The organism is Pedobacter nototheniae (assembly GCF_004335085.1).
GTDB lineage: Bacteria > Bacteroidota > Bacteroidia > Sphingobacteriales > Sphingobacteriaceae > Pedobacter > Pedobacter nototheniae.
Genome location: NZ_RQRS01000002.1, coordinates 199209 through 222725, shown reverse-complemented (window position 1 = coordinate 222725; position 23517 = coordinate 199209). Strand labels below are relative to the sequence as shown.

20 protein-coding genes are annotated in these 23517 nt (G+C 33.2%); 11 read left to right on the top strand and 9 right to left on the bottom strand.

Annotated features, from left to right (window positions below; translation table 11 throughout):
• The 11 genes from EHC72_RS02870 (at nucleotide 1) to EHC72_RS02820 (ending at nucleotide 11956) form a co-directional block, all read left to right on the top strand.
• On the top strand, nucleotides 1–1278 hold the full coding sequence (locus EHC72_RS02870) for a hypothetical protein (RefSeq protein ID WP_131535978.1): 1278 nt from the start codon (nucleotides 1–3) through the stop codon (nucleotides 1276–1278).
• Nucleotides 1279–1333: 55 nt separating this feature from the next.
• Nucleotides 1334–1879: a hypothetical protein gene (locus tag EHC72_RS02865; protein ID WP_131535977.1), complete on the top strand. Its 546-nt coding sequence runs from the start codon at nucleotides 1334–1336 to the stop codon at nucleotides 1877–1879.
• 66 nt (nucleotides 1880–1945) lie between these two features.
• Nucleotides 1946–2524 (top strand): hypothetical protein, encoded by a 579-nt coding sequence (locus EHC72_RS02860; protein WP_131535976.1) that lies wholly within the window; start codon nucleotides 1946–1948, stop codon nucleotides 2522–2524.
• A 3-nt stretch (nucleotides 2525–2527) separates the two neighbouring features.
• A complete protein-coding gene (locus tag EHC72_RS02855) occupies nucleotides 2528–3136 on the top strand; it encodes a hypothetical protein (RefSeq protein ID WP_131535975.1) in 609 nt (202 codons plus the stop codon).
• Nucleotides 3137–3264: 128 nt separating this feature from the next.
• Nucleotides 3265–4527, top strand: coding sequence for a hypothetical protein (locus EHC72_RS02850; RefSeq protein WP_131535974.1), 1263 nt, complete (start codon nucleotides 3265–3267; stop codon nucleotides 4525–4527).
• 11 nt (nucleotides 4528–4538) lie between these two features.
• Entirely contained in the window at nucleotides 4539–5087 is a 549-nt protein-coding gene (locus tag EHC72_RS02845; protein WP_131535973.1) for a hypothetical protein, read from the top strand.
• Between the two features lie 108 nt (nucleotides 5088–5195).
• On the top strand, nucleotides 5196–6143 hold the full coding sequence (locus EHC72_RS02840; protein ID WP_131535972.1) for a PKD domain-containing protein: 948 nt from the start codon (nucleotides 5196–5198) through the stop codon (nucleotides 6141–6143).
• Nucleotides 6144–6165: 22 nt separating this feature from the next.
• Nucleotides 6166–8619, top strand: a complete 2454-nt coding sequence (gene tssR / locus EHC72_RS02835) for a type VI secretion system protein TssR domain-containing protein (protein WP_131535971.1) — start codon at nucleotides 6166–6168, stop codon at nucleotides 8617–8619.
• 35 nt (nucleotides 8620–8654) lie between these two features.
• Entirely contained in the window at nucleotides 8655–9614 is a 960-nt protein-coding gene (locus tag EHC72_RS02830; protein WP_131535970.1) for a lytic transglycosylase domain-containing protein, read from the top strand.
• A 5-nt stretch (nucleotides 9615–9619) separates the two neighbouring features.
• The gene (locus tag EHC72_RS02825) at nucleotides 9620–10048 is read left to right on the top strand and encodes a GPW/gp25 family protein (protein WP_211660267.1); all 429 of its coding nucleotides are present in this window, start codon (nucleotides 9620–9622) and stop codon (nucleotides 10046–10048) included.
• Between the two features lie 18 nt (nucleotides 10049–10066).
• On the top strand, nucleotides 10067–11956 hold the full coding sequence (locus EHC72_RS02820; protein WP_131535969.1) for a type VI secretion system baseplate subunit TssF: 1890 nt from the start codon (nucleotides 10067–10069) through the stop codon (nucleotides 11954–11956).
• Between the two features lie 25 nt (nucleotides 11957–11981).
• Here EHC72_RS02820 and EHC72_RS02815 read toward each other — a convergent pair whose 3' ends face one another.
• The 9 genes from EHC72_RS02815 to EHC72_RS02775 all read right to left on the bottom strand — a co-directional run bounded on the left by EHC72_RS02815 (nucleotide 11982) and on the right by EHC72_RS02775 (nucleotide 22960).
• Entirely contained in the window at nucleotides 11982–13736 is a 1755-nt protein-coding gene (locus EHC72_RS02815) for an ATP-binding protein (protein WP_131535968.1), read from the bottom strand.
• 91 nt (nucleotides 13737–13827) lie between these two features.
• Nucleotides 13828–14955 (bottom strand): sensor protein KdpD, encoded by a 1128-nt coding sequence (locus EHC72_RS02810; RefSeq protein ID WP_131535967.1) that lies wholly within the window; start codon nucleotides 14953–14955, stop codon nucleotides 13828–13830.
• 5 nt (nucleotides 14956–14960) lie between these two features.
• Entirely contained in the window at nucleotides 14961–15140 is a 180-nt protein-coding gene (locus EHC72_RS02805) for a hypothetical protein (RefSeq protein ID WP_131535966.1), read from the bottom strand.
• Between the two features lie 130 nt (nucleotides 15141–15270).
• Nucleotides 15271–16341, bottom strand: coding sequence for a porin (locus EHC72_RS02800; RefSeq protein WP_131535965.1), 1071 nt, complete (start codon nucleotides 16339–16341; stop codon nucleotides 15271–15273).
• 75 nt (nucleotides 16342–16416) lie between these two features.
• The gene (locus EHC72_RS02795; protein WP_131535964.1) at nucleotides 16417–16977 is read right to left on the bottom strand and encodes a K(+)-transporting ATPase subunit C; all 561 of its coding nucleotides are present in this window, start codon (nucleotides 16975–16977) and stop codon (nucleotides 16417–16419) included.
• Nucleotides 16978–17057: 80 nt separating this feature from the next.
• Nucleotides 17058–19085, bottom strand: a complete 2028-nt coding sequence (gene kdpB / locus EHC72_RS02790) for a potassium-transporting ATPase subunit KdpB (protein WP_131535963.1) — start codon at nucleotides 19083–19085, stop codon at nucleotides 17058–17060.
• A 91-nt stretch (nucleotides 19086–19176) separates the two neighbouring features.
• Nucleotides 19177–20895 (bottom strand): potassium-transporting ATPase subunit KdpA, encoded by a 1719-nt coding sequence (gene kdpA, locus EHC72_RS02785; RefSeq protein WP_131535962.1) that lies wholly within the window; start codon nucleotides 20893–20895, stop codon nucleotides 19177–19179.
• Nucleotides 20896–20973: 78 nt separating this feature from the next.
• Complete coding sequence (locus EHC72_RS02780) at nucleotides 20974–21051, bottom strand: potassium-transporting ATPase subunit F (protein WP_131536157.1); 78 nt, start codon at nucleotides 21049–21051, stop codon at nucleotides 20974–20976.
• 328 nt (nucleotides 21052–21379) lie between these two features.
• Complete coding sequence (locus EHC72_RS02775) at nucleotides 21380–22960, bottom strand: M1 family metallopeptidase (protein WP_131535961.1); 1581 nt, start codon at nucleotides 22958–22960, stop codon at nucleotides 21380–21382.
• Nucleotides 22961–23517 lie beyond the last annotated feature (557 nt).

Genomic DNA, 23517 nt, shown 5'->3' with positions numbered 1-23517 from the left:
ATGAGACCTGGAGGAACCATTACGAGAATTTTTGAAAGCTTTTTAGTTGAATCAGAAACCTATACTGAAGATTTTGAGCAGATAACTCATGAAAGTAGGCAAGTAATTTATACTGCCGAAGGAACACATTACTTTAAAGATTGGGAAGAGGAAAAAAGGGATCTGGATAATGCATTTATTCCTGTTGTAAACATTATTGAAAGCAATGACCATCAGTACAACATAAAAGTTGTAAAAGATAAAACCTTGACTTTAGATGCTTGTATTGAAGAAAAGCTCCGTAAGCCAGAAGTTAAGGAAATAAAACTGCTTGTTAATAAGGGGAATGCAAAACTAAAATTCAACGTAACTAAAGGTAATCCTAAAGCTAACGATAGTGATGGTGGTAACATTACCGCTGTGTTTTTTGATGGAAACGGAAAAGAAATAATAAGAAACGAATTAAAAGACAAAAAATACGGTGACACTTTTGAATTAGAAATCGATGCGACTAAAAAGATACACCAAATAAAGTTTTATGCCAATGACAACGACCTATTTTTTGATGGCGGTGTAAGCAATGTTTATTGTGGTGAGGTAATTTTTTCTAGTTGTTATTGTGATAGGGATTTTACTGTGGAGGAATTAAAGAATTTGATTATAACAATTAGGAAAAATTCTTTTTATAAGGATGGCGGAAAAGAATATCCGATGTATAATTTACACAAAGAGAAGTTATTCTTTGATAATGCTACTAAGTGTAAATATTCAAATGAAGTTGTGCAAAAAAAAGACCAGACATTTAAAAATTTAACCGAAGTCTTAAATCTAGCTTTTTCAAAATACGAGATAGATACATGTATTAAGAAAATGCATTTTTTATCACAAATGTTTGTTGAAACACAATGGTTTACAAAGACAATAGAGGGGGATAATGATTATGTAAAGAAATACGATCCATATAGAGGGAGGGGATTCATACAAATAAGTTTAGAAGAAAATTATATTAAATATTCAAACGATAAAAAAAATGCAATAATCAATATATCGGGAGAGAATAAATCAAAAGTAGCTACCGATTTAGAAGTAGCAGCAGATACATCATGTTGGTTTTGGCGTTTTGGTAGTGTTATTAATGGGCAATATATGGATATAAATAATGTGGCAATGGAAAAAGATGTTTCAAAAGTTACACGACGGATAAATCCGGCATTAAAACATTTAAAAGAAAGAAAAGAAGCATTTGCAGCAATAATGAAAATAATTAATTATGAAAATGCATGTATTAATAAAATATAACCTTTTCTTATTGTTTATACTTTTAAATTCTTGTAATCAGAAAACAATAAGAACTATGCCCGAAAATGTTATAAATAAGAAAGAAAACAATAGTTACAAGATTCAGAAATACTTGATAATAAAAGGTGAGGATACTATTTATTTAAATAGAAAGTTCAGTTTTGACAGTGCTAAATTTATAGATACAACAATTTTGAAACAAGGAGTTGAAAAAACTGAAATAGTATTTCCAAGTATTGGATATCATGGAGTAGAATTAAGAAAATTTTTGCCAAAAAAAAGAATGTATAATTTTTCTCCAAATAAATTTTTAGTTCAAGCAAATTATAAAGATTTTTTTATTCAATACGCATTCAATGGTAGCATCAATAAAATAGATGGGATATTTATTATAACGGATATTGATGATAAATATCCTGATTTTAATAAAACTATGAATGATACAATAGCAAAAATTGAATTTATAAAACCAGCTCTAAAAGGTTCAGATGTGCATAATTATCTATATAAATTTTCGCGTTTGTTTGTAGATAGTCAACTTAATGTAAATACGATTTATTACATACAAAGAAAAGAAGGTCTTAAAAAAATTATTTATTGAGATGATTCAATCATAAATGATTTTGACAGTTTAAAATGTAATTAATCCATAAAAAAGGAGGGGATAATGTTAAGAAATAATATACTGATTCCATTAATAGCCCTTTGCTTTTTTATCACTCAATGTAAAAATGGTTCGTTGATGAAGGAAAAAAAAATAAAAGATTTTGAAAAAAAGGATATTTTATTAAATAATGCAAGAGAAAATTTAAAACCCCTTTCGCTAAATATAAACTTTAAGCGATTCGGTGAAATTAGTATTCCTTATGATAGTTTGGATTGGGATAAAATCAATTTAGATTCACCTATTTTACTAAATCTTTCCTTTGAAAAGGTATTTAAACAAAAATACAATTTAAAAACAAGACTTATAGCCTCAAGAATGCCACTCTCCTTTATATTAAGGGACAAAATAAACGGAGATGTTAATTTAAGAATAATAAGACAATCTAATACAATATGGGAAGATTCAATTGTTTTCCAAAAGAATAAACAAAGTACGTATCAGTTAAAACGAGCATTTTCAATCGCTTATTATCATTATGGCATTCATGAAATTTGTCAATTAAAAATACTAAAGAAAAAAGATACAATAGATATTACAAATATGTATGAAAATAGTTGCTCAGAGAAAAAGTATAAATAGTGTATGAAAATAATAATCTTTTTACTTTTTTGTTCTTTTAGCATCTTGGCTCAGAACAGGCCTAAAATAGCAGTTTATGAGAAAAATAAATTAGTTGGATTTTTATATCAAAAAACTAATTATGACTGTGAAAGCTGTTACTCTATTTCCAAAATAAAGATTTTTAATAAAATTTTCGAAATAAAAATTCCTGTGCAGATAAACGGAAGAGAAAATGGCAGTTTAATTCAAAGCTATTTTAATAATTGTTTTATTGTACGGGTTGCAATAAATAGTAATAATACTGCCATTGTTAAAATTAACAGTGTTGACAATGGAGATAGGTATTGGCTTTATCTTACCACAATTAACAATCAACTATACATTATAAAGAAAATGAGCTTTACTCATAATATATATAATAAAAGAATAACGAAAGACGATTTTGAACCATTTTCTTCAACATTAATTTGTAGTCAGTCCCTTAAAATAGGAATCAAAGGACAAGTTAATTTTTATGATTTTTTTGAAGATAATGATGAAAAATATAACTGTTTTGATTGTCCCATAAAATACACGGTTGAAGAATGTTTGGCGGCAAAGCGGAAAAACAAAAAAATAATCTGGAAATAAACGATGAAAATATATCTGATCAACAAAAAAAATGATTCAATTATAAATGATTTTGACAATTTAAAATGTAATTAATCCATGAAAGACATTAATTATAAAACCGGAGAAACCACTAAACACGGGTAAACATGAGACTTGGAGGAACCATTACACGAATTTTTAAAAGCTTTTTAGTTGAATCAGAAACCTATACTGAAGATTTTGAGCAAATAACGCATGAAAGTAGGCAAGTAATTTATGCCGCTGAAGGAATGCATTACTTTAAAGGTTGGGAAGAGGAAAAAAGAGTTCTCGATAATGATTTTGTTCCTGTTGTATCATTAGATAAAACGTACCCTCAAAATGGGTTTAAATTAATAGAAAAAATAAATAAAAAAACAACTAAACTGTCAAATTATCTTGATGCTGACAAGCAGGATCAACCTTTAGAGAAGTTATCAATTCGTGCAGATGAAGTTATTTTAAGATTCTGTGTAAAACAAGGGAACTTAAAAGCGAATGATAACAAAGGAAAGATTACAGCAATGGGTGTTGGAGTGACAATTCTATCATCAATACAGGTTACAGTAAAATATGGTTGGAAGTTATTATTAAAAATATCGTCGAAAGATTTAAAGAATGACGCATACATTGATTTTTTTGCAGATGATAATGATTGGTATCATTATAGTGTTACAAATGTCTTTTGCGGAAGAATTCAATTTGAGAAGTGTTGTGAGCTTGTTAAAATAAATAGATTAATTGAAAACGGTTTATCTGGATTGAACGATCCAAATCGAAATTGTGCAATGTGTTGTTTAAGAGCATTGGCGAGTAATTTGAAAGCATTGTATGGCTTACCACAAACTGCAAAAATAACAACAACTGGAACATTATCTTCTGCCATTACATCTCTGGACGCTAAATATTACAAAAGAATTCAAAATATAGCACCTACATATAAGGGTAAAAGATTAACATCAAGATCCCATGGCAACATCGACTCAGATCGTTTAGGAAAGCAAGGTTCAGACATTGTAACCAATATAACCTCAAAATTAGTGGAATTAACTGAAAAAGGTTCCATAAGGGTTTTTGCAGTTGGCATGGGTGCAGAGTATCACTCCACGATCGTGGTTGTTACAAAAGATTCTGTCAGTAAACTTAAGATAGGCAAATTAGAAATTACTGGTACCGATTCTGCCCCGTCATTTATATATATAGAAGATGGAGGGGGAGCAAGAGATTTTAAACAATCTGAGTTTGAAAGAAAGATGCAAGAATGGATATATTCTGCAAGGAAGTTTTACAGAGGAGATAAAATTGTTGCTGGAGCAATAAACGGTAATAAATCTGCGGATGCGTCTATAGATTCAACCATATTTGAACTGCTAAAGATTTGCGATTGTTAATAGATTTTAAAATGAAAAATATTATAATAATTCTTGTGTGCCTGTGTGTTCATACATGCGATAAACAAAAAGAAACTGGGAAAGGGGCAAATAATGATTTTAATTTTAAAGCTTTATTTCAAAACTTTAAAATTAAAAATGGACTTAAAATAATAGAAGTTAAAAAACAGGATTATTTTAAAGGAAATTTGTCGGGATGTAATTCTACTTTTTACAAAGGTTTGATTAAGAATGAAATGTATTATTTAAAAAATCAAAAGAATGATATTATCGTAGAAGAATATGTTTTCGATAACAATACTTCATCTAAGGTAGCTTTTCAAAATATTTTAAAGTATTCCGATTTTACTCGCAAGTTAATAAGAAGAGATTATAATAAAAGATGTTATGATATAGGGGACGAGCAAGTTTATTATGCCGTGAATAAGGACAAGCACATTTACCTGCTAACAGTTATTAATAATTTATTTTTTAAAGATGGCAATACAAGTATTGAAGATGTTGTTAAAAACAAAAAAGCAATATTAATTGATGACCTATACGAAAATTTAAAAAAATAATATAGATCGACGAGATATAATGCATTACAATATAAAAATCGTTGCTCTGAGAAAAAATAAAATAAATACAGATTTAAAAATTAACCATAATATGAAACTGAGAACTAAATGAACAGTATTATAGATAACCATTTGGATGGTGAAGAAAGAAAGGGATTTAAGAATAAAAATACTTTAAAAGTTATTTTGCTAACCTTATTAATTGGTATTTTGTTGGGGCTAATTATTTTCGGCGCTAAATTATTTCTCCCATCTTCTAATGATATAAATGCTGGAGTTTCACCCCGGACGCTATCCACAAAGGATTCAATTGTTTTTAAAGATTCATCTGATTTTGCAAAGAAGTGGATGTGGAATTTCGGAGATGGGAATATATCTTTTTCAAAATCAGGAAAACATCGTTTTACGAAAGCAGGCAACTATATGGTGCAATTAAAAATTAATGCCAGCTATCTGGATACTTTTTATGTAACCGTAAAAGATACCGCTCTTATCGTTCCACTTATAGATTCTATAGCAATAATTGAAGCACCAAAAACGGGTCTGCAATTTGAAAATTTAACATTTAGAGCAATTGGTAAAGGCGCAACACAATATAGATGGAAGTTTGGTGAAACTAACTTTATTGATTCTAAAGAGAAATTTGTGCAATATTTCTATAAAGAGCCGGGTACCTATACAGTGTTGCTTTATACCGATAATAGTGAATATCCAATTAGACATAAAATTAATATTCTGCCTTCTTTTAAGTTAGCCGAAGATAGTTTAGTAAATGTTGAAGATGTTTATTCAAAATACGGAGTGGATTTTAAGTCGCATTTGCAAAAAATAGCCAATGGAGAAAAGTTTAATGAACATTATTATTACCTAATAAAGAAATATTTATGTGGTAATGAGAAAACTGTTGTGAAAATAAATGGGCAAAAAATAAATGATTTTAATAGCTATTGTCTTGGGTTACAATTTGAATCAAAATTAACCATTCAGGCCGTAAAACTGACCCCAAATGAAGAGCAGAATTGTATAAAAATGATAGAAGTAAAACAGAGTAAATAAGCTGTTCAACCTAAAAAATAACATGAAAATACGCAGACAAATAAGTGGAAATAACAATTGGAGTCAGTATTTTTTACTGTTTGTCATAATGTTTTTTAGTCCATTTTTAGCCAACGCACAATTTGGGCTTGACATATTTAAATCAAAAACAAGAATAAAATTAAGTCCTCAAACACAAAGTTATCGTATAGCCGATATTGATATCGAATTAGATGAAGGGTATTTCACAGAAAATGAACGCTGGTATGTTTTTTCTGATCGAAATAATAATGTTACCTACAAATCACCTGGTAGCGATATGCAGTTAAAAAAAATAGATTTATTGGAGGCTTGTTACGTAATTAATAAAAAGGACGATTATTTGGAGCTGATTAAATATAACCCCTCTCTTTTAAATAATCCTAAAAGTGGTACTATTGATCGTAAATCTGCCGAATACTTGGGTTGGGTACATAAAAGTAAATTGTTATTATGGCGAACGGCGATAAAAGAAAACAATTCAAAGTTTTTTGTCAAAGCAGTTACTTGTTATAAAGACGAGTCAATATTTGCCAACTTTAAAAAGTATTTAGAAAAAGATTCCTTAATGCTTTTTGGTAGTCCCTTATTAAATGATACCCTAAAAAAGAAATGTGCAACCGAAAATCTGTTCTATATTTTCAAACAGTCGGATGATGGAAAACAATATTTAATAGGTAAATCAACTCAGGTTACTCCAGATAATGTTAAGCTGGTTATAGGTGGGTGGATATCAAAGGATGTAGTTCAATTTTGGGGAACCAGGTTGGGCATGGAACCAAATCATGATCTTTCGGTAGATTTTTACTGGAATGAATTTGAAATAGATAAATCAAAGGAATCTTATGGAATCCCTTTTTACTCTAAATCTACCGATACAAAGCCGATAAATAGGCTTGAAAATATTTATCCTGTACAAAAAATTATATCAGCAAAAAATGATTCTACAGCAAGTTTAATTAAAACTGGCGTTTTTGCAAATGTGCTCGATAAAAGTAAAAATGAGGTAATGAACATTGCAGGTCGTACCATTACTTATACCCGTTACAAGCAAATTATTAAAGATCAGAAAAATGTTAATTTAATTTTTGTTGTAGATGGGGGGGCTGAGAATGGAAAATATATGCCTTATGTTTCTACCATTATGCAAAATTTACAAATGTATCGTGATACGGCAGGTAGCTTTGATTCTTTTAAATATGGAGCTATAGTTTATAAAGATGATTTAGGAGGAAGTTGCTATGATTACACACAGTTACCTTTAACGGATGACTACAGAAGTATTGCTCAATTTTTAAAATTGCAGCAGGAAAGAATAAATCAATGTAATGATGATAACATAACTCAATCTGTATTTTCAGGGTTAAAACGGGCGACTTCACTTTTAGAAAAGAACAAAAACGAGAGTAATATAATTGTACTTATTGGTGGTGCAGGAAATGATTTTGGTTCAAATTCGACTGGTTGGAGTGATATAATAAATCGGTTGAGCTATGTAAACGCAAGAATGCTTATTTTTCAAACGCAGAGTTTATCAAACCCAGCATACAATGATTTTGTGCTACAAGCAAAAGATTTAGTATTAAAATCTGCTGCCAATATAGCGTTGTTGAAAAAGGAAAAAATGGTAGATATCCGCGATGTACTTAAAGAATCTACTTTCGCATTGGCTAAGAGTGATTCTGGTGTGTATTATTTGGATTATCCTGAGAAGGCAATGACACAAGGATACGTGGTTTTTCCTGAGCGAGGAGAAATTATGTCGGCCTCTATTTTAGAACATAGTCTTATTGGATTGATGAATAAAGTGGCGCTTGATAATACAAAAATTGAATCATCACTTAATCGATTTTTCAATACTATTGGCCTTTTAAATACCAGGATTGAACCTTCCCTTCAATATTATTATTCTGGATATAAAAACCAAAACTTGCCCCCTTTATTTCTAAAAACATTTAACAATATAAACAAGCCATTTTATATCCCTGCATGGTTCAACTATAAAGCTGTGCCCGATTCTGTAAATAATATTAGGTTTGGTTTGCTGGTATCCGAGCAGGAATACGATCAAATTACTCAAAACTTACTAATGTTAGCCGGAAATGGTTCCCGAAATTTTGCTTATAGAAGTGAAATTTCTGCACATTTTAAAGAAGCAATGTCGACCTATTTGAAAAGAAAAAAAATAAAGCTTGAACATGGTGTCTTAACCGATATGAGTTTTTCGGATGTATTGGTTTGCTTAACTGGAAATAAATCAATAAACCCATTATGGGAAAGTAAAACGTTAAAAATGATTACCCGAGAGAAGCAGATGAAGATGGCGGATATGATAAATTTTATAAACACTTGTAGATATACGGCGATATGGTTACAGCAAAATGTAAGCAATAATAAGTATAGATTTTACAATAATGGGATGGCTTATTACTGGTTACCTGCTGATAAATTGCCCTAACATCATGCACAAATATTAATGAAAAGCTATGGGAAATGATCGGTTTTAATATAAAAATCAAGTGGTGTATTACGGTTTTGCTGGTGATATTATCATTTACAAAAGTTTGTGCACGGAATCAATTAAAATCGAAAAACACTATCGATACAGCTTTTGTATCAAGTTATGGATTGAGTTATCCAGAGGACATTAGCACAGCCAATAAAATTTATATTGAAAACTATATTAATCGATATGAAAAAAGATTTGTCATGCTAAAAAAGAAGAATGGTACTTTACTAAAATTTTTCTCCCATGCTTTAGAAACTTATAGCATCCCTAAAGAACTAGGTGCATTGGCAATTATAGAGTCAGAATTGGAGAATAAAAGTATTTCAAAAGCTGGTGCTGTGGGGCCTTGGCAATTTATTCAACATGAGGCTAATAGTTTTGGCTTAAAAAATAAAGATCGAGTGGATGAAAGAATGGATTTTTATAAAAGTACCTACGCCGCTTGTAAACTGTTAAAAGAATTGCATAATACTTTCGGCGATTGGTTATTAGTTGTTGCAGCCTATAATTGTGGTCCAAACAGGGTGAAAAAGGCTATGATCCAAATGAATTCTTCATCTTATTGGAAGATTGAGAGTCTATTACCTAAAGAGACGCAAAATCACGTTAAAAAATTTATTAGCGTTTCTTATATAGTTAACAATAAAATGCCAAATGATTGGTTTTTAGGCGGAAAAATAGCATTGAAGGCAAATGAACCATTATTATGCAATTATCTTACATGTTCAATTTCGACAGGATATTCGTTGATTGTTATCGCCAGAAAACTGGAATTAACCTATAAAGAGATAATAGATTTAAACCCTGATTTCGAAATAAAAAGATCAACACAAAGTTCTTATCTCCTTAAAGTTCCGAAGGATAAAATGCCAGATTTTTACTTGTATAAAGATGAAATTTTAAAAGAATCTATTGAAGAAATATTTAATAAAACTAAAAATTAACAGGTATGTATTTTAAGTTTCCAATTTATTTAGGTGAACTTCTTGAGGGAAGAGAATTGACAATGTGCAGCCTTGGAGAGAGCATTGCACAACATATTCAGCTATTGATTACCACCAGGTTTGGCGAAAATAGGTACGATTATGAGTATGGAAATAAAATATGGGAACTTGAGTTTGAAAATAATATTACAACGGCAGAATGGGAAGAAAAATTTCGATTGCACGTAATTAATTCCATTCATCAATATGAGCAAAGAATTGAAAATCCAATAGCACAAATATTCACGGAGATGGTGGAAAAAGAATGGCCAATGAAGAAATTTACCGAGGTGAGGAAAAAAGTAACCATCCTTATTAAAGCTAATTTAACAGAAAGTAAGGAAGCATTTAGCTTTAAAACAGAGTTGTTTTTAAGTCCAATGTCAGTAGGATAACCAAATATTATGAACGCTATGAAAAACAAAACTTCGGCAATAAATCAATTTACGAAAGAAGGAATTAAAACACGGATGATAAATAATGCCGTGAATTTATGGGGAGTAAAAAATGCCATGGCGTTAGATCCTTTTGTTAGGCTTTTAATAGAAGCTTTTGCTGTCGAAATCCATAGAAGTGGTAATGAAGCGCAGAATGTGGAGGGGCGACTACTGGATAAAATAGCCAGATTGTTGACTCCTGATTTGTTGAGCATGCCAAAAGCAGCGCATGCAGTGATGACGGCTACGCCAACGGATGAATCTTTACTTTTGCATCCACAAACGCATTTTTATACGCCTAAGCGTATTCCAGAAATTAACGGTGGCATTGCAAATAACTTTGTTAATGTTCAATTTACACCAGTTGATTATGTAAATCTTGTTAACGGGAAAATAAGTTATTTAGCCGGTGGAAGGCAGTTTTTTGGTTTAGATCATAATAATTCTAAATCGCCATTGTTGCGTACAACAGATCCTTTAGCATGGGGAAGTGCTTATATTGGAATTGAGTTGCATGAAAATGTTCGAGATTTAGAAGGACTTGGCTTATATTTTGATTTCCCTGCATACCAAACTCAATCGTGGGTGTACCAATTATTACCATTATGCAAACCCGAAATTGATGGAGAAGCCGTAATATTTAATCCCGGGCTTGAATATCCTTCGCCAGTGGAGCTTAGTAAAGAACAAATGATATTTCGTGATTACGATTTAATGCATCAGGTTATTAGAGATGTCAAAATACAATATCAGCATAAATTTGTGACTTTTGGTCCCTGTAAAATTGAAAATAATTTCGAAGCCGATCCCTCGGATTTCCCTATAGAATTAATAAAGTCTTATGGTTTAGATGCTTTAAAATCTGTAGCTCAGAAAAGGGTAATTTGGGTGAGATTACAATTTTCTGCTAATTATACCTATGATATTTTGGAGAATATGTTTGTATCTCTAAATGCTTTTCCAGTTATTAATCGTACGATAAAAACAAATAATTATAATTTCTCTTCATTAAATGGAATTTTGCCCCTGCGAACAGATTTGTACCAACATTTTATGGCTGTTAATCAGGTTGTAGATTCTAGTGATCGGGTCTTTAATGATATTCCTTTTCAAAGAACAAGTGGTTTAGGACAAGGCTATTATTCGATAAGGTATGGTGGTGCCGAACGTTTTGATAAGCGTAATGCCTTGGAAATGGTTAAATATTTAATTGAATTAACCCGAGATGAAGTAGCCGCTTTTTCGTCGTTTAACCAAGATTTTATTGTTACCATTTTAGGTGAACTTTCTAAGCAGTTGAGGCTCTTAGATAGCAAAACCTCAAAATTTGGGGCAGCGGTTAAAGAAGTGCCAACTTATCTTATTGCCGAACCCTATGATGTAAACGATGAGTTGAATGTGGATTATTGGGTAACGCAATGCGAGTTGGGAAATAATATTAGAGCTAATACGCCAATGGCTTTACAAAGTAATGTAGATTTAAGTACGGATTCTATCTTTTTATTATTGGATACAGTTGGTGGTAGAGAGAAATTGCAATCGGGCGAGCAATTAGATGCTTATCGTTTCGCATTAGTGAGTAGGGGTGGAAGACTGATTACGACAGAAGATATTTGTAATTTTTGCAGATATGAATTAGGAGATAGATTGAAAACTGTTAAGGTAGAAAAGGGAATTGTGGCTTCACCGCATCCAAAAGAAGGTTATGTACGTACTTTGGATATAAAATTGAAACCAAATCCAAATTCAAAATTTAACCTTGAAGAATGGGATTTTTTAGCTCAAACACTCGAATCCAAGATTAAAGCCAATAGCCCGCACGGTATTCAATATCGCGTTTTGATTGAAAGCGAAGTTATATTTTAAAAAAAAATAAATCCACCAATAAACTTTAATCAGCAATAGGTAGTGTGAAATAAAATCTACTACCTTCGCCAATGGCACTTTCTACCCATATATTTCCTTGTTCTGCTTCGATAAAATCTTTCGAAATGGCGAGACCCAAGCCTGATCCAGATTTATTTTGTCCATCTGTAGGTACTTGAAAATATCGGTCGAATAAGCGTTTTTGGTATTTCTCATCGATACCTTTTCCAAAATCCTGAACAGAAAATTCGATTAGTTTATCTTTCTGTAAAACATGAACAACTACTTTAGATTTTTCTGCACTGTAGCGTAACGCATTAGATAAAAAGTTTACCATTACCCAAGCAGTTTTTTGAATGTCAGCGTTTACTTTTGGCAAATTATTATTGCAGTTAAGTTCAAGTTGAATTGATTTTTGTTCCGCTTGAAATTTAACGGCGTCAATGGCATATTGTACAATTTCCTCTGGTTTTGTAAGGGCAAAGGTTAATTTTAGGTTTCCAGTTTCAGCTTGCGAAAGATCTAATAACTCGCTGGTAATTTTTAAAAGCCTGTCACTATCTTCCTTAATATTTTCGACTAATTCGATTTGCTCCTCATTCATCGTTCCTACACGATCATCCTTCAATAGCTTTAAACTCATTTTTATAGATGACAATGGCGTTTTTAATTCGTGTGATACAGTCGCGATAAAATTTGTTTTGGCTTCATCCAATTCTTTAAACTGTGTTATGTTTTTCAGAATGTATACACTTCCTGCTGATTTTTCAGTCTCTATTAAAGTTTTTTCTTCGCTATCGTCATCATAATTTGGAATTACAATTTCGCGGCTTTCCAACACGAAATAAGACTCTCTCTCGTCAGCATAAATTTTAAGCGTTTTGTTATCTGTTTCGGGCTTAATGATTCTTTTTAAAAGCTCATTTTTTTTCATGAGTTCGGTTGCATTCTGGCCGATAACTTTTTCTTCATCTAAATTCATCAACTTAGCCGCCAAATGATTAAGAAATAGGATTTCGCCTTTTTCATTTAATCCGATAATAGCATCTTGCATTTGATCTATAATAGCCTCAATACGAGATTTTTCTGATTTTATTTTTGATAAATTGCTGTTCTCCCATTCATTTAATTTTACCACCATTCCGTTAAATGCACTTGCCAGTTCTGTAAATTCATCCTGATTATCAAAGTGCAAGCGTTGTTTATAGTTTTTGCGGCTTATTTGTTTAATCGCGGAACTAAATTCAGAAAGCGGATTAGCAACAAAACCAGGGAAGTTAACTATAAAAGTAAAGAGGATTAAAAAGCTAACAGTTGCGGCAATCATAATGTAAAAATTAGCCCTTCCTGACGCTTCATTTGCCGATTGATTTTTATGGTAAATAGCCTTCATATTTACCTGGTCAATGGCATGAAGTTCTGTCCTAATACTTTTAATGGCACTTTCTTTTGCCAATACATTTGTAGCCACTTTATATATTTGATAGGCAGCACTTAGTTTTTCAGCTGCAACTTTTTCTCCTGGTTCAGTCAGGTTTTGGAGTTCTTTTTTAAGGTTATCTTCAAATATCTGCGAGTTTTGTTGGTTTAACACACCTGGATTTTTATCCAAAATGTTTCGCATTGCGGAAACATAATTAAGCGATTCATAATTGTCTTTCAAAATCATTTTAGATTTATCGGATAATTCATTTAAATAGAAAAGGGTAATCAATCCAAAGGATAGTACAATTATAAATAGAAACCCGAATCCTAGGCGGAGTTTGGTCTTGATTTTCATGAGAATTTATTTTAATAATAACTTTGCCCTAAATTTATTTTAGAGCTTTTTATTTTACCGATGCCGAAATAAATTCAGCAAGATAAAAGCACTATGATAATATAACCAAATCAATTTCTTTACGCGCTAAATTACGCAAGAGTTGATTAAAAATAGCCGTTCGCATCATTACCTGAAAAATATTTAAATGTGGCTTTCCAATGCAAATGGTTGTAATTTCTTTTTCTGTTGCCATATTAATAATGGTTTGTGTAATTTGATTGCTTTTAATTTTAATCACTTCTGCGCCCAATTCTGTAGCAAGTTTAAAATGGTTAATCAAATGTCTTTGTTTGTCGAGTTTAATTTTGTCAAAACTTTCATCATCACTTTGTACATACAAAACAATCCACGGCGAGTGATAATAAGAAGCAAGGCGAGCGGTTTTTCTAATAACAACTCCGGCGGTTTCTGCATTTGAAGAAATGCATGCTAAAAAACGTTCGGCTCTTAATTTTACCGACTTCGGAATTTCTTTTTGAATTTTACGTTCTACCTGATGTACCACCTCTTTAAGTGCTAATTCTCGTAGCTGTAAAATTTTATCAGCTTGGAAAAAATTGCCCAAGGCCCTTTCTATTTTACTTTGATCATAAATTTTCCCTTCTTTTAATCTGGTAACAAGTTCATCAGCGGTTAAATCTATGTTTACGATTTCATCAGCAATTTCCAGAATTTTATCGGGGATTCTTTCCGTAACTTCAATTCCAGTAATGTGTGCTATTTCTTCGTTAATGCTTTCTAAATGCTGAATATTTACAGCAGATATTACACTAATTCCGGCTTCGAGCAAATCAAATACATCTTGCCAGCGTTTTGTGTTTTTACTTCCTTCGGCATTTGTATGGGCCAATTCATCAACAATTACAATTTCTGGATGACGATTTAAAATACCTTGCAAATCCATTTCTTCGATTTCCTTGCCTCGATAAAAAATATTTTTTCGGGCAACAATAGGCAATCCAGCTACAAGTGCTTCTGTTTCGGTACGGTTATGCGTTTCTACATAACCAATGCAAACATCAATGCCATTGCGCAATAAAGCGTGAGATTCTTGCAACATCCGATAGGTTTTACCCACGCCAGCGCTCATCCCAATATAAATTTTGAGTTTTCCTCTTCTTGATTTTTTAACTAAATCTAGGAACTTCCTAACCGAATCTTCTTTATTATCTTCCATGGTTTTTACCAGGTTACGATGATTGTTCCATTGTCAATCATCACACCAATGCTTATAATCAGGGTTAGCATAAATAATACGGCTACCCACTTTGATAAAATTTTCTGTTTAAGGAGCTTTCTACGTTTTTCGGCAAAAGATTTAAATGAATTGCTGCTTCTTTTATTCTTTTTTAAAACGCTCATTTTTTTGATGAAAAATATTCCTGAAACACTCAAAATTAAACTGAATAAAATTTCGACTAAAGGATGCATTGCTCTATAAATTTAATAAACATTCCACCATTTTAGTGGAATGTTTAAGTTTCTAAATAGGTTAAAAAGATACCGCTATACTTGCTGTTATGGTTGCATTTGCATTTACAGGGTTTCCTTCACGACTAAAAACTTTATCTTTACTATCATAAGTTTTGCCTTCCAAACGGATAATAGCATTGCTAATTGGCGCATAATCTACATTTAAAGAGTAACCTTTGGTTTTAAATCCATTTGGTGTACCTGTAGATATTAACATACCATTTTTATCGTCATAATATTCAAATCGACCGGCAACTGCCCATTTATCGGCAAATTTATATTGAGCTATTGCAACTGGAGAAAGTACTTCGTTTTTGGCAGAATTTCCTTTTGCTTTTTGCTGGGTTCCGTAATCAAAACCAAGTGTTAGACCAAATTTATCAGTTACTTGAAAAATGCCATAAACATTATGATAGAAGCGATTTACACGAACTGAATCTGCACCCTCGGTACCAATATAATTACTATAGTTTAAAGTTATTTTATCTGTTGGTTTCCACGTTAATTGCACTCCTCCGGCTGGTTTATTATTGCCATTTTGGCGGGTAATGCGTTGCCATCCATTTAGGTAGAGTAGGGTAGCGGTTAATTTACCATCTTTAGTACCGTAAGTAATTTTAGTACCCGATTCATAATAAGGTGTATTCTCTGAAGATATATTTCTGGTTAATACCCAGCAATCTTTAGATACAGCACTTTCAAAACCAATGTGTGAAGAAAATATACCTGCATCGATCCAAAGGTTTTCGGTTTTCGATAGTTTAATACCTGCATTTGCTTCAAACACATTTTTTAATACACCAGGCTCTGCAGCCAGGTTGGCATTTGCGTAAGTACCAGCCATTACTGCAAGGTTTGCTCGGATGGAGCCGCTATCGTAAGCTGCTTTAATAAAACCAAGGTTTAAATTTATTTCATTTGTACGGTTATGAGAATATATAAATCCGGGCCTATTGTGATCGGTTGGTTTATTAAAATCTTGTGCATAATACGTTTCAAGATAGCCTGAAAACTTTACTTTAGGTTCTTCTTGTGCAAATGCATTAAGTGATGCTGATATTAAAGAAAAAGGGATGATTAATTTTTTCATTTTATTATATTATAAATCGCCATTCTGTTATTTAGTCATTATTTCTATTACTAAGCAATGGCGAGCGAGGTTGGATTAAAGGTTATCTAAAGCGAGATTCAATTTCAAAACATTTACAGATGATGGTCCGAATAAGCCCAACAACGGTTTTAAAGTGTTCATGGCAACCAGTTCTTTAACTTTTTTCTCGTCGATTTTACGTGCTTTGGCTACTCTTGCAATTTGAATGGCAGCGCCTTGTTCAGAAATATTTGGATCTAAGCCACTTCCTGAAGCGGTAACCATATCAGCAGGGATTTCAGACTTTTTTAAGCCTGGATTATATTTCAAAAGGGTATCAATTCTTGAAGAAACTTCTTTAAGATAATCTGGATTTGATGGGCCTTTATTTGAACCTCCAGATCCGGCTGCATTATAAGCAACGGCTGATGGCCTGCCCCAAAAGTATTCTGGTTTGGTAAAAGATTGACCAAGTGCTGCATAGCCAACAGTTTTGCCATTTTTAGTTACTTTTTCTCCACCGCCATTGCCTTTTGAAAGTTTACCAGCAAGGGCTATGCTGATTGGATAAATAATGCATAATAATACGATTAAAACTAAGGTTAAGCGTATAGATTGTATGATGTACTTTTTCATGATATTTTATTTTATGTAATCTTGAGCCTGTGGAAGTATTTTAAGTATTGTATTTCGACAAACTCGTAAGGGCAGGGTTTTTATACAAATAAGCCTACTAATAAATCAATTAATTTAATTCCGATAAATGGTGCTACAACGCCGCCAATGCCATAAATAAACAAGTTTCTACGGAGTAATGCCGTTGCGCCTATTGGTTTATAAGCCACTCCTTTTAAGGCCAATGGAATTAAAATTGGGATGATAATGGCGTTGAAAATCACTGCAGACATAATTGCGCTTTCTGGCGAGTGCAAGCCCATAATATTTAAACTTTGCAATGCTGGAATTGAAGCAATAAATAATGCAGGAACAATTGCGAAATACTTGGCCACATCGTTAGCGATGGAGAAGGTGGTTAAAGTTCCACGAGTAATTAGCAATTGTTTACCAATTTCTACGATTTCAATCAACTTGGTTGGGTCGTTATCCAAATCCACCATATTACCAGCCTCTTTTGCAGCTTGTGTTCCGCTGTTCATGGCAACGCCAACATCTGCCTGTGCTAAGGCGGGTGCATCATTTGTGCCATCACCCATCATAGCAACCAGTTTACCTAAAGCTTGTTCATCTTTAATGTAGTTCATTTTATCCTCAGGTTTTGCCTCAGCAATAAAATCATCTACCCCAGCTTTTTCGGCAATGTATTTAGCTGTTAGAGGATTATCGCCCGTAACCATTACGGTTTTTACACCCATTTTACGCAAGCGCTCAAAACGTTCACTTATGCCTGGTTTAATGATATCTTGTAGCTCAATAACGCCTAAAGCTTTTTCATTTTCAGAAACAACCAAGGGAGTTCCGCCATTTGTGGCGATATTTTTTACATGTGTTTCAATATCAGAAGGGAAAATATTGCCAGCTTTTTCAACGATATTTCTAATCGAATCAAAAGCTCCTTTTCTTATCCGTCTACCATCTTTAGTATCTAGTCCGCTCGAACGGGTTTCGGCTGTAAACTTGATAAAAACAGAATCTGCTGGAGTATTAAAATTTTTAAAACCTTGTTCTCCTGCCAATTCAATAATTGATTTTCCTTCAGGAGTTTCATCTGCTAATGAGCTTAATACACAAGCATCAGTAAAAGCATTGGCACTTACACCTGCGGTAGGATAGAAATTGGTGGCTTTACGATTTCCAATAGTTATGGTTCCGGTTTTATCCAAAAGCAATACATCAATATCTCCGGCAGTTTCTACTGCTTTACCAGATTTCGTAATTACATTTGCCCTTAGCGCCCTGTCCATTCCAGCAATACCAATTGCAGAAAGTAAACCACCAATTGTTGTCGGAATTAAACAAACGAACAGCGAAATTAAAGAAGCGATTGTAATCGGTGTATTTGCATAATCAGCAAATGGTTTTAGGGTAACGCAAACGATGATAAATACCAATGTAAAACTGGCTAAAAGGATAGTTAATGCAATTTCGTTTGGTGTTTTCTGGCGTGATGCACCTTCTACCAAGGCAATCATTTTATCTAAAAAGCTTTCTCCTGGTGCGGTACTTACCTGAACTTTAATCTCATCAGATAGTACTTTTGTACCACCGGTTACAGAAGATTTATCTCCACCAGATTCGCGAATTACGGGAGCAGATTCTCCGGTAATTGCCGATTCATCAATGGTTGCAATTCCTTCAATAATTTCTCCATCAGTAGGGATGGTATCGCCAGTTTCACAAACAAAAACATCTCCTTTTTTTAGCTGATTAGATGAACGGATTTCTATTGTTCCATTTTCTAATAAAACTTTAGCAGGCGTTTCTTCTCTCGTTTTACGTAAGCTATCTGCTTGCGCTTTTCCTCGTGCTTCGGCAATTGCTTCGGCAAAATTGGCAAATAATACGGTTAATAATAAAACTAAAAAGATAAAGAAATTATATAGCGGAGATCCTTGTCCGGCATGGCTGAAAGAATACACCGTAACGTAAGCCATTACCAGTGTTCCAACTTCAACGGTAAACATTACTGGGTTGCGAACCATTACGCGGGGATCTAACTTGATGAAAGATTGTTTTAATGCGGTTTGCATTAAAGCTGGTTCGAACAATTTATTATTGGGTTTCATTTTTTGATATTTTTTAATTTGTTTGTCGTCCAAAACTTATCGAGAGATTTTTGAAAGCCTCATTTCGAGAAATCTTAAGCGACAATTCTTATTATTTAAGCATCGTAAAGTATTCTGCCAATGGGCCTAAGGCTAAAGCAGGGAAATAAGAAAGTGCATTTAATACAAGGATTACCGCAAAGGTCATTAAGCTAAAGGTTAGCGTATCTGTTTTTAAAGTACCTGCAGATTCTGGAATGAATTTCTTTCTAGCTAATAAACCTGCAATCGCAACCGGACCAATAATTGGTAAGAAACGACCTAAGAAAATCACAATTCCTGTAGATAAGTTCCAGAAAACATTATTATCGCCTAAACCTTCAAAGCCCGAACCGTTGTTGGCATTTGAGGAAGTCATTTCATAAAGCATTTCTGAAAAACCGTGGAAACCTGGATTATTTAACCAGTTTTTTGGTTGTACTGCCCATGGGGCACCACCATGATTAGTAAAAATATAACTGGCTATTGCTGTTCCGGCAAGAATTAAGAATGGGCTTAATAAAGTAATAATTGCAGCAATTTTAATTTCGCGGGCTTCTACTTTGTGGCCTAAAAATTCGGGGGTTCTACCTACCATTAAGCCAGAAATAAATACAGCGATAATCAAGTAAATAAAATAGTTGAGTAAACCTACGCCGCAACCACCGTAAAAGGCGTTAATCATCATGCCTAATAACTGCCATAAGCCAGTTAAAGGCATTGTACTATCGTGCATTCCATTTACTGATCCTGTAGAAATTACAGTAGTTAATGTGCTCCAGTATGCTGTAGCGGCGGCACCTATGCGCATTTCCTTCCCTTCCATAGCTCCTGTAGTTTGAGAAATGCCCATTTTAGCAAGAGCAGGATTTCCACCAAGTTCTGAACTTATGGTTGGTATCATGAGCATAAACATTCCAATGGTCATCACTCCAAAAATCATCCAGGCTAGTTTTCTTCTACGGATAAAATAACCGAATGCAATAACCATAGCCAAAGGGATAATGGTTTGAGATATGATTTCGACAACGTTGGTTAAATAACTTGGGTTTTCGAATGGATGAGCAGAATTTGCACCAAAATATCCGCCACCATTCGTTCCCAAATGTTTTATAGCAATCATTTGTGCAGCTGGCCCACGAGATACGTGAACGGTATCGCCCTGCATAGAAATAAATTGATCTTTACCTTCATAGCTCGCTGGTGTTCCATTAAAGGTTAAAATTAAGGCTACAACAATTGATAATGGTAATAATAAACGAGTGATTGATTTTACAAAATACTCCCAGAAATTACCCAATTGTGTGGTGGTTTTATCTCTAAATGCTTTAAATAAAACAACTGCTGCGGCAATACCAGTGGCGGCACTCACAAATTGAAGAAACATAACAACAAACTGTTGTGTTAAATAACTTGCGCCAGTTTCGCCAGAATAATGCTGAAGATTGCAGTTGGCTACAAAACTAATAATGGTGTTAAAAGCCAAATCAGGCGTCATGCCTGGGTTTGCATCAGGATTAAAAGGGAGTTTATCCTGAAATATTAATACAAAGAAACCATAAAACAGCCAAAGTATATTAATGGTTAACAAGGCTTTTAATTGCTGCTTCCAGTCCATCTGTTCCTTAATATTGATGCCTGAAAGCTTAAAGATTCCGCGTTCTAGCGGTTTTAGAAAATCTGTCCATACTTTTTCTCCAGCAAATACTTTAGCCAGATACTTACCCAAAGGGATGGCAATAAGTAAAGTAAGCAGGAACGTGGCAATTATGCCAATAAATTCAGTGTTCATTTTTAATGTTTTTTACCAAGTGATTGTCTCTTGAGTTTAGCAGCCATAGCTTTTATAAACCCAGAGCGACAACTATTTTTAAAATTTTTCGGGTTTAATAAGCACGTAAATCATATAGATAAATACGGCGATTGCGATGATGAATAATGCGACCATAAGTGTTAAATTTTTTCGAACCAGTCGATTGATTTGTAAGCTGCCCAACATAGGACAAGCAGTGTTAGAGATGAGATAATTGTCATAATCTTAATGATATTTGAAAGCCTATTGCCAACTGTTGTACCAATAAGAAAATTTTTATAGTAAATCGCTGATTGTGAGTAATAAGCTTTGTTTTTGCCTCAGATTGCAAAATTTAAGCATAAAAAAACCCTTCCATTTTGGAAGGGTTTTTATCAATACGGTATGGTGAGATAATTAATATGCTGAATTTATTTCAACATTTGATTGTGATGAAATTAAGGAATAAATGAGGTGAGGGTCTTTAAAACTTACCTTCTTTATTTAACAGGTTAAAATAATTATCTAGGTTTCTGCCCAATGTTTTTTCAAATGAGGCTTTCATATCCTCCGGTGATGGATGTTTATTTTTCCATTCATTAAAATAGTTTTTAAAGGCAAGGTCAATTTGATCTTTTCCAACGCTTGATTCTAAAATATATAGCCATAATGCAGTTTTAACATAAGAGATCAATCCATATTCTTCAGAAGTTGAAAACTTGGCCGATGGGGTTTCAATAGCTGATTGCATGGGTACGCCAGAAATGGCCCCATAAATTGCCTGAAGAAACTTATCCGTTGGCAAAGCTTTAATATTTTCAGGAATGGCATCACCAAAAATTGAATTTGCTCTATATTTTTCTGCCTCATATCTAAACTGGAAATAGGTATTTAAACCTTCGTCTTGCCAGGTGTGCATCCTTTCGTTACTGCCCAACATACTCATAAACCAGTTGTGCCCAACTTCGTGCGCTATAACACCATCCAACGAACTTATTTTTGCATCAGGACTGGTAATTAAGGTTATAGTTGGATATTCCATACCTCCACTCGAATTATTTTTTGGTCCTTCTATAGCCTGTACAACCGGATATTCATATTCGCCAACCCAGTTGCTATAATGCTTAACCGCATCTTTAATGTAATCAATACTGTTTACCCAAAGGGTGTTTTTCTTGTTATGATAATAAGAAAAGGCATCAATTACTTTACCTGTAGCTAGTTTAGCCGTATCATATTGTATCACTAAATCCTTATCTGCAAACCAGGCAAAATCAGGAACATTATTCATGATATAACTTAATGTTTTACTACCGTTTTTATCTTTTGGTTGGTATAAAACCGGACTATCTTTTCTGTTCGCCGCATTTTTAGCACCAATGGTTTTGTATTGTGCAAGCTCATCAGCATTTTGTAAAACCCCAGTTGCGCCCACAACATATGTGGAAGGCAAAGTGATGTTAACTTTATAATTTCCATACTCGCTATAAAATTCACCCATATCTAAATAAGGAAATTCGTGCCATCCATCTTTATCAAAAACGGCGGGTTTAGGGTACCATTGAGTAACCATAAATTCGGTATCGGCATAGCCCGATCTGGAGAAATAGTTTGGTAGTTTTACTTTAAAATCTGTAGAAATGTTAACAGAATCTCCAGGTTTTAGTGGTGTAGGAAGAAGAACTTTAATAATATCGATGTATTGAGGATTGGAATGGGCTTCTGTTTTAGCTGCCTTTCCGTTTACTTTAAAATTTAATCCATCAATGCTTCCATAAGTTACATTATTAAGTTTTTCCTTGCGGGAAGAATCTGTTCTAATTTGCTGGAAAAGTGCTGTACTTTCATTTTTATAAGCATTTGGCCAAATATGAAACCATATAAAGTTTAATTCGGATGGCGAATTGTTTTTGTAAACAATCGTTTCAGATCCTTTTAAGGATTTTTCAGCGTCATTTAAAGCAACATCAATTGTATAGCTTACATGTTGTTGCCAGTAATTTTCCTGTGCAAATAAGGAAATAGAAAGTAGGGACAATAAAAGTGTTAACAGATTTTTATTCATATACTAATTTTTTTGAAAGATAATAAATTAACAGAAAAGGAAAATTTTTAATCCAAAGGGTTACATCAGTTTTAACGTAAGTTCTCATTGTAAATTATTGTTATTGAGGTAGGATTCACGGTAAGAATTATAATGGGCTCTTCTGCGAAATGTTGCTATGCGTATGCGTAATAGGAAAAGTTTGTGCAATATGAACGTTTGCTTAACCACGCTTAAAACCCTAACAAATCCAAACCACTGTTTCTTCGTAAAGCTTCCAATCGGCATGGTCAATTATTCGGGTGGCACAAGCAAAGCCTACCCACTGCCTTAAAAAGAAAAATTGCGAGCCGACAATTTTTGGTTCTTTTTGTTGTCAAAAAGAATAAAGCCTCCGCGGCAGCGGAAGAAAGAATTGCATGAGCATTATATTAAAACCATATAAGACATTTAAGATCATTTAAGGTTATCGTCTTTGCGAACTGAAGCAATGCATCATAATTCTATTGTTGGTAAGATTGCTTTGTGCCTCGCAAAGACGGAAATGGTGGGGCTGTACGATGATGAAAGCTTTTATG